We start from the raw sequence: 14,726 nt of genomic DNA on the forward strand, positions 1-14,726 counted from the left end.
GGCCCCGGAGCGTGCGCTCCGGGGCCCTCTACGTGGTGTTGCGGTCAGGCGCCCTTGAAGCTCTGCAGCTGCGCGAGGAGGGCAGGCGCGTTGCGGTCGAAGACGCGTCCGCCCACCAGCACCCCGACGATCGCGAACACGACGCCGAGAACGAGGCCCGCCGCCAGCGCAACGAATCCCCACACCGCGTCTCCCGTCACACCGGCCAGGATCGCGGGGATGAGGGAGGGCAGCGAGAGGATGGCGATGCCGATCCAGATCAGGAACATGAGCAGTGCCGTCACGACGCTGGCCCCGGGAACCCGCTTGAACGGGCTGTCGCCCGGCGCAGGAACAGGCTGCACGATCGACGCCGAGCTGACCGCGCACACGCCGTATCCGGTCAGCAGCAGGCCGAGACTCGCGCCGAGCACCGGAAGCAGCAACGACCACTCCGTGGACAGTCCGACCGTGATGACGGCGATCACAATGGTGACCGGCACCCCGAGCGCCGCCGCCGCGAGCAGGCGCCCCGCGCGGTCTTGTCGGCCGCGCACACCGGTGGCGAGCACGGTCGCGAAGGCGGTGCCGTCGTACGACACATCCGCGTAGGAGACGATGCTGAGCACGAAGGCGACGAGCACGGCGGAGTACGCGAACATCGGACTGCGCACGTCGCCGCCCGAGTAGAACAGCATGAGCACCGGGAACACCGGCACCACCAGGAGCTGACGGAGGTAGCGCGGGTCGTGCAGCCAGTACGTCAGCGCACGGGCCCACGTCGCTCCGGTGCCGCCGGTGGGCATGCGCCCGAACCAGCCGATCTTGCCCGCCTTGACCGTGGCGGTGCGCGCACGCGGCGGTGAGACCAGGGCCGCAGCCAGCGATCGTCGCCACAGCCACCAGAGGAGCACCAGGGTCGCGGACCCGATCAGCAGCTTCAGGATGCCCCCGAGGATGTCGCCCGACGCCAGCGTCGCCGGCACTGCCCACGCGGCCGCGATCGGGGTCCACGAGGCCGCGGAGATGATGCCGCCGATGCGGTCGGTGGGATTGCCTGCGGCGCTCACTCCCGCGTCGAGCAGGTTCATGATGCCGATCGTGATGGGCCCGGCGAGCATGATCACGAGAAACGCGAGACCCCCGAGGAGCTCCCGCGTGCGGCGGTTCCCGCCGGCGCTGCTGCTGAGCGCGGCGATGAGCCGCGACACGACGACGCACGTGAGGATGCCGAGCGGGATGCACACGAGGGCGGCGACGAGAGCGATGGGCCACCGCCAGAGCGCAAGGAAGAGGCCGAGTGCGCCCGCGATCGAGGCGATGCCGGGGATGCCGGTGAGTCCGGCGGCCGTGAGGGCGACCATCATCTTGTTCGTCGTCAGGGGGAACGGGGCGAGCTTGACGGGATCGAGCGTCGTGTCGACACCCGCGACGAACAGCGGTCCGAGAGCCCAGCCGAGCACGAGGATGCCGCCGCCCGCGGTCACCACCATCGTCACCACATCGAGGCCGGCGAAGCCCGCCGCGAACAGCCCGATCCACACGCCGATCAGAAGCCCGACGGCCCAGAGCCCGCCGAGGATGAACCCGACGAGCTGCCAGGGGTTGGCGGCGAGGGTGTTGCCGAGGACGCGGAAGCGCAGCTTCAGGAGAGTCGCAACCACTGCGGTCCCTCCGAATGGTGACGGCCGCCGACGAGGTCGACGAAACGGTCCTGCAGGCTCTGGCCGGCCCGCACCTCGTCGATCGTGCCCGCCGCGAGCACGCGTCCGCTCGCGATGACCGCGACATGGTCGCACATACGCTGCACGAGGTCCATCGAGTGGCTCGAGACGATGACCGTGCCGCCGCTGCCGGCGTAGCTGCGCAGCACGTCCTCGATGTTCGCCGCGGAGACGGGATCCACCGACTCGAACGGTTCGTCGAGCACCAGGATGCGGGGCGCGTGCACGAGGGCGCAGGCGAGCGCGACCTTCTTGGTCATACCCGCGGAGTAGTCGACGACGGCGGTGCCGGCGGCTTCCGTCAGGTCCATGAGGGTCAGCAGGTCGGCGGTGCGAGCGGCCACCTCGTCGCGCGCCAGGCCGAACATCATGCCGGTGTACGTGATGAGCTGCTCGCCGGTGAGGCGGTCGAACAGGCGCACGCCGTCGGCGAGGTTGCCGATCATCGCTTTCGCGGCGACCGGGTCGCGCCACACGTCGACCCCGTGCAGGACGGCGGTTCCCGCATCCGGGCGCAGCAGACCCGTGGCCATCGACAGCGTCGTCGTCTTGCCCGCGCCGTTGGGGCCGACGAGCCCGTAGAAGGAGCCGGTCGGTACGTCGAGGTCGATCCCGGCGACGGCCACCTTGTCACCGAAGCGCTTGGTCAGGCCGCGCAGCTGCAGAGCAGGTCCGGATGCGGCGGGGGGATCGATCGGTGGCAGGGCAGGATCTGTGGTGGTCACGCGCCCCATCCTAGGAGCGAGCTGTGCGCGCCCTCCAGGGGTGGCGCGCGATTCGGCCCGCGGCTCTCACTCCAGCGAGACGATCCATTCGGCGAAGCTCTGGCGCCCGATCGTCGCGCCGGCCGAGGGCAGCAGTCGACCGTCGCGCATCGCTCGTCCGAACGATCCGGGCAGAGACACCGCGGGGATCCACCCGCGATGACCTGTGGCGCGTGCATAGCGTCGGATCATGTCGACGAGGTTCTCCTCGTGCGGCCCGGCCAGGTCCGGAACGCGTCCGCACGCCGGCATCTCGGCGAGATCGACCAGGTGACTGGCGACCTCGTCAGCCGCGATGGGCTGCGTGCGCATGCGCGGCGCGAGGTGGATCCGACCGCGGGCGGCGACGGTGAACATCTGCGCCGCGAACTCGTGGAACTGGGTCGCTCGGAGGATCGTCCACGGAACGGGGCCCTCGTGCACCGCGCGCTCCTGAGCCACCTTGCCGGCGTAGTAGGCGGTGGGCGCCCGGTCGACGCCGACGATCGAGAGGGCGATGTGGTGGCCCACCCCCGCCCGCCTCTCGGCGGCCAGCAACGCGCGCGTCGTGGACTCGAAGAAGGCGATGGAGGCCGCATCGTTCTGGGTGCCGATGCTGAGGACGTCGATGACGGCGTCGCAGCCCTCGATCTGTGCAGCGGCGGAGACAGCGCCGTCGGGTCGTGTGAGGTCGATGCCGGTCGCGCGCGAGAGTAGCCGCACCTCGTGTCCTCGTCCCTCGGCCTCGTGCGCCAATCTGCCGCCCAGCAGCCCGGTTCCTCCCGCGATCGCGATACGCATGTCCGTCCTCTCCGCCCCGTCTTCCGGGTGCTTCTGTGTGGTCGACGACGTAGCGGGGCAGAACGTGAGGTCACAATCGGAGAGGTTGTGTCGTCGAACGGATGAGAGGGGTGCAGCCATGCGCGATGTCGAGGACGAACGGGTGTCGTTGGTGGCTCTCGCCTACCGGATGCTGGGCGACGTGGGCGAGGCCGAGGACGCGGTGCAGGAGGCCTACCTGCGCTGGGTGTCGCTGAGCGAGCAGGAGCGCGCCGGCATCGACAGGCCAGGAGCGTGGCTCAATCGCGTCACCTCGCGCATCTGCCTGGACGTGCTCGGTTCCGCTAGGTCTCGTCGGGAGCGCTACGTCGGCCCGTGGCTCCCGGAGCCGGTGCCGGCCCGGGGGCCGATCGGTGCGGCCCGGCCGGCGACGGATCCGCTCGATTCGGTCACGCTGGATGACTCCGTGAGTCTCGCGCTGCAGATCGTCCTGGATGCGATGACGCCCGCTGAGAGGGTGGCCTTCGTGATGCACGACGTGTTCGGCGTCCCGTTCGCCGAGATCGCCGAGACGGTCGGACGTTCGCCCGCAGCGGTGCGCCAGCTCGCCGCATCCGCCCGGCGCAAGGTCGGCGAGGAACGGGGGCGACGCGCGTCGCGTGCCGTGCACGATCAGGTGGTCGCAGCCTTCGCCGCGGCGTGTGCGAGCGGAAGGCTCCAGGAACTGGTCGTCGCGCTGGATCCGGAGGTCGTACTGACCTCCGACGGTGGAGGCCGGGTCTCCGCCGCGCGTCGCCCCGTCGTCGGCGCGGACAACGTCGCGAGGTTCGTCCTCGGGATCCTCACCAAGCAGCCGGATGCGAGCCTCGAGCCCGTCGAGACGGCGGACGGTCTCGGCTATCTGCTGCGCCAGGGTGGCGAAGCCATCGGGCTCGCCGCTTTCGGCGTCGACACCGCCGGGAGGATCGTGGACGTCTGGCTCGTGCGCAATCCCGACAAGCTCAGCCTGTGGGCGTGAGTCTCAGAGCTGGGCGCCGTCGTCGTCCCTGTCGTAGATGCCGACGTTGCGACCCCGCCACGACTCGTAGGCGATGAGCCATCCGATGGACACGATCAGAGCGAGGAGCAGGCCGATCCAGACCGAGCCCAGGGCGATGCCGACCACGACACCCGCCGCGAACAGTGCCAGCGTGCCGAGGATCCACATGGTGCGACCGCGCGGCCAGCCCGTTCTCGAGTTCGTCATGCGCCCAGCGTAGGGGGTGGAAGACTCAGCGCGAGCGGTGGTCCTCGGGCGCCAGGCGCGCACCGCGGCGCTGCTCGTGCACGCCGCTCGCTGCCAGCAGCCGGATCACCCGCTGACGCTGCCCCGCCCACGGGGCGAGCAGCTCCAGCATGGCGTCGTCGTCGACGCGGTGACCGGTCAGCGCGTGCCCGACCTCGTGTGCGAGGTGGTAGTCGCCCACGCTCACCGCATCAGCGTCGCCCCAGGCGCGGATGCGGGTCTCGGCCGAGGTCCACGGCCCGATGCCGGGAAGGCTGGTGAGGATGCGGTCGCGCCGGGTGTTGTCCGAGGTTTCGTCCAGCGCCCGCACGATGCTGTCGCCGTGTGCAGCGGCCTTGACCACGGCGCGCGACTGCGGCGGCTCGAGTCCTGCGCGGTGCCACGCCCAGGAGGGGATGCGTCGCCACTGGTCGATGGTGGGAGGCGCGAACATGGGGCGCGGGGTGGGGCCGGGTGCGCGCTCGCCGAACCAGGTGACGATCCGGCGCCAGGCTCCGAACGCCTGCAGGCCCGTGACCTTCTGCTCGAAGATCGCGCTCGCGAGGGCGTCGAAGACGAGATCGGTTCGGCTCAGGCGCAGTCCGGGATGGCGATGGTGCGCCGACGCGATGAGCGGATGCCGGGATGCGTCGAAGTCGCCGCGGTCGTCCTCCGCGCCGCACAGAGCGGGTGCCTGGTCGAGCGCCCATCCGGCGCCGGGGCCCCAGGCCGCCAGGCGGATCCCGATGCCGCTCGCGCGGAGGGCGAGGGTGGCGATGCCCTCGGGAGTTCGGCTCGCGCGCCAGATGACGTGGCCGTCCACGACGAGGGTGGGATCGTGAGCCCCGCGCCGTTGGAACACGACGGTGCGGTGCAGGTCCAGCTCGAGGCGAGGGCGGTAGAGGCTCTCGCGGGATCGCGGGTGCGCCGATGGGTCGGACCGCGGCGGACGGCGCCCGATCATCGACGTGCCCGCATCCATGTGCACACCCTACGTCGGCCCGCCGACAGCGGGCCGACCGGCTCAGAACCGGTCGGGGGAGGGCGTGCCGTGGCCGTATCGGATGGCGACGTCGGCGTGCCGGTCGAAGCGGTAGCCGACTCCGCGGACCGTGCGCACGATGTCCTCGAAGCGCCCGAGCTTGGCGCGCAGGCGACGCACGTGCACGTCGATCGTGCGCTCGCCGGGAGCGTCCGCGTCGCCCTGCTGCCAGAGCGAGCCGACGAGCTCCGCGCGCTCGATCGTGCGGCCCTCGCGCAGCACGAGGTACTGCAGCAGCTCGAACTCCTTGAAGGTGAAGGCGGCGGACTCGCCGTCGATCAGGACGCGCTTGCGCGAGATGTCGACGACGACGCCGGCCTCGGCGCGCTCCTCGACGTCGATCTCGGGCTTCGTGCGTGCGACGGCGGAGGGCTCGTGCAGTGCCAGGCGCACCACGTCGACGTCGCGGCCGCCGGCGCCGACGGGGGCGAGAGCGACGGTCGCATAGGTCTCTGCGGCGGGGGCGAGATCGTGCAGCGTGCGGCGGAGCGCCTCGACGATCGTGCCGAGGGAGACGCCGGAGGCGGCTGCCTTCGCCTCGTCGAAGCCGACGTAGAGCGCGAAGCCCCGCGGCGCGGTGCCGGCGGGCAGGCTCCGCTCGGCGGCGACCGGCGCAGGAGCAGGCGCTGCGGGAGCGTCGGTGACCAGGCGCAGGGCGGGGCGGGCGGTGGAGCGGTCGTCGAGAGCAACGGGAGTGGACATGTGCGGATTCCTTGCCGGAAGAGGAACCGGGACTCGTGCCCGATTCGCGTGTTGTCAGTCGCGGCCCAGGGTCAGGGCCGGGTGCGCAGCATCACGGAGCGGATGCAGAGGACGCGCGGCGTTTCAGATACGCGGCGACGTCGGACGGGGTGACCGAGTCAGCGGCACATTCGACAACACATGACAATGCGGCCGGCCATCATGGAGCCGGCAGTCCCGTTCGCCTCCCAGGCGGACAGAGAACGTGCATTGTCAGTCATGTGGCCGATTATGACGTGTCGGGCGTGCCTGCGTCAAACGGGCCGTGGCGGCGATTTTGTTGTTTTCTCCGCGAAACATGTTGCGCTGCCATCCGATCGTGTTCTACAGTCCTGGACGAAGCAGCGTCGAAGCGCTTCGACCAACCCGGCGAAGAGGATGAGATGGTCACGATCAACGAGGTGGCACAGGCCGCCGGTGTGTCGATCTCGACCGTCTCCTACGCGCTCAGCGGCAAACGACCCGTCGCCGTTGACACCCGCCGGCGCATCGAGAAGGCCGTCGCCGAGCTCGGCTACAGCCCGAACGCCGGCGCGCGCATGCTCGCCGGGCGGCGGACGCAGATCTTCGCGCTCACCGAGCCGCTGCGCATCGACACCCACGCCCCGACGCACATGGCGTTCGTGCTGGCCACGGCTGTCGCGGCACGGCGCAACGACTACGACATCCTGCTCCTGACCGACGAGGACGCGCAGGCGGGGATGCGGCGGGTGGCCGCCAGCGGCTTGGTCGATGCGATCCTGGTGCTCGACGTCGCCCCCGACGACGCCCGCGTGGCGTTGTCTCGCGAGATCGCCCTTCCCAGCATCTTCATCGGGGTGCCGAACGATCGGGAATCGCTCGTGTGCGTGGACCTCGACTTCGAACGCGCCGCCGCTCTCGCGGCCGATCGGCTGATCGATGCGGGCCATCGCTCGATCGGCATGCTCGGCCACCCCGAGATCTCCTACGAACGCTCGAACTTCCCGCCGCGCGTGCGCGCAGGCTTCGAGCGAGCGGCCCATCGCCGCGGGGTCACGACCGCCTTCCGCTACGCCGGGCAGTCGCGTCCGACGACCGCGACGATCCGCGACGCGGTGCGGGGCCTGCTGGCCGAGGGTGTGAGTGCGATCGTGCTGCACTGCGCGGAAGACGTCCACCAGGGCGTGCTCGACGCGCTCGCGGATGCGGGACTGAGCGTTCCCGGCGACATCTCGATCGTCTCCGTGGGCTCCTCGTTCGACACCGCAGCCCTGAGCACGCCGCTCGACTCCATCCCTCTCGTTCCCGCCGAAAGCTGCGAGCTCGCCGTCGAGCTCGCCGTCGCCGCCCTGTCCGGATCCGCTCCGGAACCGGGCGTGCACCTCATCGCCCCTCACTACCTCGACGTCGGATCCGTCGCCGCCCCGTCGAGATGACCCACCTCTCTCCGTCCCTTCTCCTGTGCGTTATCGAAGCGCTTCGATAGGTCGCTTCGCCCGTCCCGCAACACCTGACCACCGACGGTCACCATGAAAGGAGTGCCGAAGATGGCACGCATCACATCACGCACCACACACCGCTCCCTCATCCTGCTCGGCGGCGTCGCCGTGGCTGCCCTCGCCCTCAGTGCCTGCTCGGGCGGCGGCGGCAGCCCGGAGGACTCCAACACCCTCACGCTCTGGCACTACGAGGGTGAAGACAGCGCCATGGGCAAGGCCTGGGACGAGGCGATCAAGGTCTTCGAAGACGAGACCGGCGCCAAGGTCGACTTCGAGGCCAAGGGCTTCGAGCAGATCCGCTCCACTGCCAGCCAGGTGCTGAACTCGGACGAGGCGCCGGACATCATGGAGTACAACAAGGGCAACGCGACCGCCGGTCTCCTTGCCAGCCAGGGTCTGCTCACCGATATCACGTCGGCGGTCGAGGAGAACGGCTGGGCCGACAAGCTCGCCCCGTCGCTGCAGACCACGGCCCGCTACAGCGAGGACGGCGTCATGGGCGGCGACGCCTGGTACGGCATCCCGAACTACGGCGAGTTCGTCACGGTCTACTACAACAAGCAGGCCTTCGCGGATGCGGGTCTCGAGGTGCCGACGACCTACGACGAGTTCGTGAAGGTGCTCGACGCGTTCGTCGCCAAGGGCATCACGCCGCTCGCCGAAGCGGGCGCGGAGTACCCGCTCGGACAGCTCTGGTACCAGTTGGCGCTGAGCAAGGCCGACCGCTCGTGGGTCGACGACTACCAGCTCTACAAGAACCCGGTGGACTGGAACGACGAGCCCATCACCTACGCGACCGACACCCTCAAGGAGTACGTCGACGCCGGCTACATCTCGCCGGACGTGGCGGGCATGAAGGCGGAGGATGCGGGCACCGCGTTCATCGCCGGCAACTACCCGATCTTCGTGTCGGGCAGCTGGTGGTACGGCCGCTTCACCGAGGAGATCAGCGGGTACGACTGGGGCATCTTCAACTTCCCCGGCAGCAAGCTGAGCCTCGGCTCCTCGGGCAACCTCTGGGTCGTTCCGGAGAACGCGAAGAACAAGGATCTGGCCTACAAGTTCATCGACATCACGCTGCGCCCCGAGATCCAGGCGATCATCGGCAACAACGGCGGCGTTCCGGTGGCGGCGAACGAGTCCGACATCACGGATGAGAAGAGCAAGGAGCTCATCACCGCGTTCAACTCGATCCTCGACTCCGACGGCCTCTCGTTCTACCCGGACTGGCCCACGCCGACGTTCTACGACACGCTCGTCGCCCAGCTGCAGAACCTCGCCAACGGCAGCTCGACGCCCGAGCAGGTGCAGACCGGACTCGGTGACGAGTACGAGTCGTACGTCTCGAGCCTGCGCGGCTGACCTCCGGTGGCGGAGGGGCGACCGCCCCTCCGCCACCCCCATCCCTTCGACCAAGTGAGGAGACGGTCATGTCCGCCGTCCCGTTCGTGCGGCCGCCCAGAGCGCGGCGCACCAAGCCCCTGCCCGAGGAGCCGCTGATCCCGCAGCGCGGGCGCGGATCCGCCGGCTACTGGCTCTACCTCATCCCCGGCCTGATCCTGCTGAGCGTCGTGATCCTGATCCCGCTCGTCTGGAACATCTACCTCTCCTTCACGAGCTGGCGCGGCATCAAGCCGCCGGAGTGGATCGGCGTCGAGAACTGGGTGCGCCTGTTCGGCGACACCAAGTTCTGGACCTCGTTCGGCAACAGCATCTGGATGATCGTCGCCATGGTGATCCTGCCCACGGTGCTGGGCCTCATCATCGCCGCCCTCCTGTTCGACGTCGTCGGCCGCAAGTACGGCGGGCGTCTCGCGAGCTTCCTGCGCGCGACCTACTACCTCCCGCAGATCCTCCCTGCGGCCATCGCCGGCATCGTCATCGGCTGGGTGCTGCGCCCCGACGACGGCGCGCTCAACACGATCCTGGAGAGCATCGGTCTCGGATCCCTGGCGCACAACTGGCTCGGCAGCCCCGACACGGCCCTCGGCGCGATCATGGTCGTGCTCGTCTGGGTGCAGCTCGGGTATCCGATCGTCGTCTTCATGGCGGCCCTGCAGCGCGTCGACCCCGAGCTCTACGAAGCCGCCGAACTCGACGGTGCGAACTGGTTCCAGCGCTTCCGCTCGATCACGATGAGCATCATCCGCCCGGAGATCTTCGTCGTCACCCTCACCTGCACGATCGCCGCCCTCAAGGTCTTCGGCCCGGTCTACGTGCTGACTCGCGGCGGGCCCGGCACCTCGACGATCGTGCCCGCCTACTACGCCTATAGCGAGTTCTTCCAGGCTCAGCAGGTCGGGTACGGCGCCACCATCGCCACCGCACTCACCATCGTCATCGCGATCGTCGCCGTGCTCTTCATCCGCGCGCAGAACGCGGCGGAGCGCAAGGAAAGGGAGGGTCGCTGATGGCCGTCACCATGGCTGTGACCACCACGAAGGGCGAGGGGCGTCGCGCCCCGCGCACGCCGCGTCGCGGTCGCGGGGGCATGACCCGCCCGCGCGGCATCGACTGGCTGATGCTCGCCTTCGTCATCGTCGGGGCGATCGTCGTGATCGCGCCGTTCTACCTGATCCTCGTGAACTCGTTCAAGTCGCCCGCCGACTACTCGAACGGGGGACCCCTCGCGCTGCCCAGCCAGATCGACTTCACGGGTCTCGCCGCGTTCTGGGAGCGCGTCAACTTCCCCGAGAAGGTGTGGAACTCGTTCTTCATCTCCGGGATGGTGGCGCTGCTGGCCGTGCTCATCTCGGTACTGAACGCGTTCGCGATCGGCATCGGCCGGGTGCGCGGGCGCAGCTGGATCGTGCTGCTGTTCCTGCTCGCGAACCTCCTGCCCCAGGAGGCGCTGCTGTACCCGCTCTACTACCTCTCCAAGGCGGTCGGGCTCTACAACAACGTGTGGTCGGTGATCATCATCTTCACGGTGATCCAGGCCGCCTTCGGCACCTACCTGCTCGCCTCGGTCTACGGCACCTTCCCCAAGGAGGTCCTGGAGGCCGCGGCGATGGACGGCGCCAGCCGCTGGCAGATCCTGTGGCGCGTCGTCTTCCCGATCAGTCGTCCGACGCTCTCGGTGCTGGTCATCTTCTTCTTCATCTGGACGTGGAACGAGTTCCTCATCCCGCTGACGTTCCTGGTGTCCAACGCCAACCAGACCGTGCCGGTCGCGATCAGCGTCCTGCAGGGCGATCGGCTCATGGACGTCACCACGACCAGCGCCTCCGCACTGCTGGGTCTGATCCCCACCCTCCTCTTCTTCCTCATCTTCCAGCGCACCCTCACGCGCGGCATCACCGCAGGAGCAGTCAAGTAATGAAGTTCACGGATGGTTTCTGGCAGCTGCGCCCCGGGGTCACGGCCCTGTACGCACAGGAGGCGTACGACATCTGGGAGACCGAGACGCTGGACGGTCCCGGGCTGGTGATCACCGCGCCGACGAAGGTCATCGAGCGCCGGGGAGACACCCTGAACCGCGCGACGCTGACGGTCACGCTCTCCTCGCCCGCCGAAGGAGTGGTGCGCGTGCGCATCGTCCACCACGACGGCGGTACCCCGCCGCTCGCCTTCGGCATCGCGGCCGTGGCGGGTGCCGCCGAGGTCGAAGCGGATGCGGCAGGTGCGCGCCTGCGCACCGGATCCCTCACCGCGCGCATCGCCGCGGGGGCGCCGTGGTCGCTGGAGTTCTTCTCCGGCGACAAGCGCCTCACCGGCAGCGGGCACAAGGCACAGGGGTACATCACCCTCGCCGGCGACGCCCAGGTCGATCCGGGGATCGTCGACAACGCCAGGGCGGGCGGCAGCAGCGCCCGCGCGCACACGTTCGTGCATGAGCAGCTCGATCTCGGCGTCGGTGAGCTCATCTACGGTCTCGGCGAGCGCTTCGGTCCCGTCGTCAAGAACGGGCAGAGCGTCGAGATCTGGAACGCCGACGGCGGGACCTCCAGTGAACAGGCGTACAAGAACGTCCCGTTCTACGTGTCCAGCCGCGGCTATGGCGTGCTGGTGAACGATCCCGGACACGTCTCCTACGAGATCGGGTCCGAGACCGTCGAACGGGTGCAGTTCTCCGTGCCCGGCGAGGTGCTCGAGTACTTCGTGATCGACGGCCCGACCCCCAAGGATGTGCTGACGCGCTACACCGCGCTCACCGGGCGTCCGCCGATCGTGCCCGCATGGTCGTACGGACTGTGGCTGTCCACGAGCTTCACGACGGACTACGACGAGGCGACCGTCACGTCGTTCATCGACGAGATGGCCGCGCGCCAGCTGCCGGTGTCGGTCTTCCACTTCGACTGCTTCTGGATGCGCGAGTTCAACTGGTCGGACTTCGAGTGGGACCCGCGGGTGTTCCCCGATCCGGACGGGATGCTGCGGCGGCTGCACGAGCGCGACCTCCGCGTGTGCGTGTGGATCAATCCGTACATCGCGCAGCGCTCGCCGCTCTTCGCCGAGGCGGCCGCCCAGGGCTTCCTCGTGCGGCGCGCGGACGGCTCGGTCTGGCAGTGGGACCTCTGGCAGGCGGGCATGGGGCTCGTGGACTTCACGAACCCCGACGCGACCCGGTGGTACCAGGACAAGCTGCGTGCTCTCGTCGCGCAGGGCGTGGACTGCTTCAAGACCGACTTCGGCGAGCGCATCCCGCTCGATGTCGTCTACGCCGACGGCAGCGCTCCCGATCGGATGCACAACCTCTACACCCACCTGTACAACGCGGCCGTGCACGAGGTGCTCGTCGAGGCGCGCGGCGCGGACGACGCGGTGCTGTTCGCGCGGTCGGCGACGGCCGGCGGGCAGTCCATGCCGGTGCACTGGGGCGGCGACAGCACGTCGACGTTCGTGTCGATGGCGGAGACGCTCCGCGGCGGTCTCTCGCTCGCGTGGAGCGGCTTCGCCCACTGGAGTCACGACATCGGCGGGTTCGAGGGCACCCCCGACCCCGAGGTGTTCAAGCGCTGGACGGCCTTCGGCCTGCTGAGCTCCCACAGTCGCTTCCACGGCTCGGAGTCCTACCGCGTGCCGTGGAACTTCGATGACGAGGCGGTCGAGGTCACGCGCATCTTCACCCAGCTGAAGATGCGGCTCATGCCGTATCTCTTCCAGCGCGGCGTGGAGGCCGCATCCGACGGCGTGCCGCTGCTGCGCCCGATGGCGATGGAGTTCCCCGACGACCCGACCTGCGCCCACCTCGATCGCCAGTACATGCTCGGCGGCGACCTGCTCGTCGCGCCGGTGTTCTCGGCGGACGGCGACGTGGAGTTCTATCTGCCGGAGGGCGAGTGGACCCATCTGCTGACCGGGGAGAGCGCCGGGGGCGGGTGGCGCCGCGAGCGTCACGGCGTCGATTCCCTGCCGCTGTACGTGCGTCCGGGTGCCGTCCTGCCCTGGGGCGCCCGGAGCGACCGGCCTGACTACGATTACCTGGAGGGGCTGACGCTGCGGGTGTTCCCCGGCGGAGAAGGCGTCGCCGAGGTGGTCGTGACCACGCCCGACGGACGCAGCCAGACGCTGCGCGCAGACCTTGCGGAGGTGACCCGATGAGCACGGGCAACGCGGATTTCCGAGACAGCGGCCTGGTGTTCCCTCCCGGATTCACGTTCGGGTCGGCGACGGCCTCGTACCAGGTGGAGGGGGCCGCCGCAGAGGACGGTCGCGGCCCCTCGATCTGGGACACCTTCAGCCACACGCCCGGCCGGGTGTGGAACGGCGACACCGGTGATGTGGCGTGCGACCACTACCACCGCTGGGAGAGCGACCTCGACCTGATGGCCGAGCTGGGCCTGGACGCCTACCGGTTCTCGATCGCGTGGCCGCGGATCATGCCCACCGGAACGGGCGAGGTCAACCGAGCCGGCATCGACTTCTACTCGCGACTGGTCGACGGGCTCCTCGAGCGTGGCATCCGTCCGGTGGCGACCCTCTACCACTGGGACCTGCCGCAGCCGCTGGAGGATGCGGGCGGGTGGCCCGTGCGGGCGACCGCCGACGCCTTCGAGCGCTACGCCGAGGTCATGGGTGCGGCCCTCGGCGACCGGGTGCACACCTGGACGACGCTGAACGAGCCGTGGTGCTCGGCCTACCTCGGCTACGGACAGGGCGGTCACGCGCCCGGCCGCCACGAGCCCGCGGCGGCTCTCGCCGCCGTGCATCATCTGAACCTCGCCCACGGGCGCGCCCTCCAGGCGCTGCGCGCGACCTCCACGGGCGACCCGCAGTACTCCGTCACCCTCAACTTCCATGTCCTGCGTGGCGTGGGCGAGCGGTCGGGGGAGGCGATGCGCCGCATCGACGCGCTCGCGAACCGCGCCTTCACGCATCCCATGCTGAAGGGCGAATACCCCGCCGATCTGCTGGAGGACACCGCATCCGTCACGGACTGGTCCTTCGTGCGAGACGGCGACCTGGAGCGGATCAACCAGCCGATCGACGTGCTCGGCGTCAACTACTACTCGACGGCGACCGTGCGTCTGTGGGACGGCTCCTCGCCGCGCCAGCAGAACGACGGGCACAAGGCGAGCGCGGGCGGGACGGCCTGGCCCGGCAGCGACCAGCTGGTGGAGTTCGTCGAGCAGCCGGGCCCCTACACGGAGATGGGCTGGAACATCGCGCCGGAGGGACTCGAAGAGCTGCTGCTCGCGCTTCGCGACGAGTTCCCCGCGCAGCCGCTCATGATCACGGAGAACGGTGCCGCGTTCGCGGACGACGTCGCGCCGGACGGCGCGGTCCACGACGCCGAGCGCGTCGACTACCTGCAGCGCCACCTCACCGCCGCGCACCGTGCCCTCGAGCAGGGCGTGGACCTGCGCGGATACTTCGTGTGGTCGCTCCTGGACAACTTCGAGTGGGGTTACGGCTACGCCAAGCGGTTCGGCGTGGTGCGGGTCGACTTCGACACCCTCGAGCGCACCGTCAAGGACTCGGGACTCTGGTACCGGCGTCTCGCGCGCACCCGCGCGATCCCGGCCGCCGACGAGCTCGGGTGAGACGGCC

General features: G+C 69.5%; 13 protein-coding genes. 7 read left to right on the top strand and 6 right to left on the bottom strand.

Features of this window, described 5'->3' with window-relative positions; genetic code table 11:
- Positions 1 to 44: 44 nt before the first annotated feature.
- From QE374_RS11960 to QE374_RS11970, 3 genes are read right to left on the bottom strand one after another with little or no spacing between them, the layout of a single operon-like run.
- Positions 45 to 1,643: a hypothetical protein gene (locus QE374_RS11960; RefSeq protein ID WP_309735141.1), complete on the bottom strand. Its 1,599-nt coding sequence runs from the start codon at positions 1,641 to 1,643 to the stop codon at positions 45 to 47.
- On the bottom strand, positions 1,625 to 2,437 hold the full coding sequence (locus QE374_RS11965; RefSeq protein ID WP_137417963.1) for an ABC transporter ATP-binding protein: 813 nt from the start codon (positions 2,435 to 2,437) through the stop codon (positions 1,625 to 1,627). Before QE374_RS11965 ends, QE374_RS11960 begins: the two co-directional genes overlap by 19 nt.
- A gap of 57 nt (positions 2,438 to 2,494) precedes the next feature.
- Positions 2,495 to 3,247, bottom strand: a complete 753-nt coding sequence (locus tag QE374_RS11970) for an NAD(P)H-binding protein (RefSeq protein WP_309735145.1) — start codon at positions 3,245 to 3,247, stop codon at positions 2,495 to 2,497.
- A 118-nt stretch (positions 3,248 to 3,365) separates the two neighbouring features.
- Between QE374_RS11970 and sigJ the strand changes: the two genes are divergently transcribed.
- Entirely contained in the window at positions 3,366 to 4,244 is an 879-nt protein-coding gene (gene sigJ, locus QE374_RS11975) for an RNA polymerase sigma factor SigJ (protein ID WP_309735147.1), read from the top strand.
- Between the two features lie 3 nt (positions 4,245 to 4,247).
- Here sigJ and QE374_RS11980 read toward each other — a convergent pair whose 3' ends face one another.
- The 3 genes from QE374_RS11980 to QE374_RS11990 are packed head-to-tail and all read right to left on the bottom strand — an operon-like array spanning position 4,248 to position 6,234.
- Complete coding sequence (locus QE374_RS11980) at positions 4,248 to 4,472, bottom strand: hypothetical protein (RefSeq protein ID WP_307322803.1); 225 nt, start codon at positions 4,470 to 4,472, stop codon at positions 4,248 to 4,250.
- A gap of 25 nt (positions 4,473 to 4,497) precedes the next feature.
- Positions 4,498 to 5,472, bottom strand: a complete 975-nt coding sequence (locus tag QE374_RS11985; RefSeq protein WP_396653332.1) for a DNA-3-methyladenine glycosylase family protein — start codon at positions 5,470 to 5,472, stop codon at positions 4,498 to 4,500.
- 42 nt (positions 5,473 to 5,514) lie between these two features.
- On the bottom strand, positions 5,515 to 6,234 hold the full coding sequence (locus QE374_RS11990) for a winged helix-turn-helix domain-containing protein (protein WP_309735150.1): 720 nt from the start codon (positions 6,232 to 6,234) through the stop codon (positions 5,515 to 5,517).
- Between the two features lie 422 nt (positions 6,235 to 6,656).
- Between QE374_RS11990 and QE374_RS11995 the strand changes: the two genes are divergently transcribed.
- The 6 genes from QE374_RS11995 (at position 6,657) to QE374_RS12020 (ending at position 14,719) form a co-directional block, all read left to right on the top strand.
- Positions 6,657 to 7,670 carry a LacI family DNA-binding transcriptional regulator gene (locus tag QE374_RS11995; protein ID WP_309735153.1) on the top strand — a complete coding sequence of 338 codons (1,014 nt, stop codon included), beginning with the start codon at positions 6,657 to 6,659 and terminating at the stop codon, positions 7,668 to 7,670.
- Positions 7,671 to 7,781: 111 nt separating this feature from the next.
- The gene (locus QE374_RS12000; protein WP_309735154.1) at positions 7,782 to 9,095 is read left to right on the top strand and encodes an extracellular solute-binding protein; all 1,314 of its coding nucleotides are present in this window, start codon (positions 7,782 to 7,784) and stop codon (positions 9,093 to 9,095) included.
- A 68-nt stretch (positions 9,096 to 9,163) separates the two neighbouring features.
- Positions 9,164 to 10,144: a sugar ABC transporter permease gene (locus QE374_RS12005; RefSeq protein WP_309735156.1), complete on the top strand. Its 981-nt coding sequence runs from the start codon at positions 9,164 to 9,166 to the stop codon at positions 10,142 to 10,144.
- Positions 10,144 to 11,052 (top strand): carbohydrate ABC transporter permease, encoded by a 909-nt coding sequence (locus tag QE374_RS12010; protein ID WP_192900635.1) that lies wholly within the window; start codon positions 10,144 to 10,146, stop codon positions 11,050 to 11,052. Before QE374_RS12005 ends, QE374_RS12010 begins: the two co-directional genes overlap by 1 nt.
- A complete protein-coding gene (yicI, locus tag QE374_RS12015; RefSeq protein WP_309735160.1) occupies positions 11,052 to 13,277 on the top strand; it encodes an alpha-xylosidase in 2,226 nt (741 codons plus the stop codon). The genes QE374_RS12010 and yicI overlap by 1 nt, the downstream gene beginning before the upstream one ends.
- On the top strand, positions 13,274 to 14,719 hold the full coding sequence (locus QE374_RS12020; protein ID WP_309735163.1) for a family 1 glycosylhydrolase: 1,446 nt from the start codon (positions 13,274 to 13,276) through the stop codon (positions 14,717 to 14,719). Before yicI ends, QE374_RS12020 begins: the two co-directional genes overlap by 4 nt.
- The last annotated feature ends 7 nt before the right edge of the window (positions 14,720 to 14,726 follow it).

The sequence above is a fragment of the Microbacterium sp. SORGH_AS_0428 genome (genome assembly GCF_031453615.1).
Classification (GTDB): Bacteria; Actinomycetota; Actinomycetes; order Actinomycetales; family Microbacteriaceae; genus Microbacterium.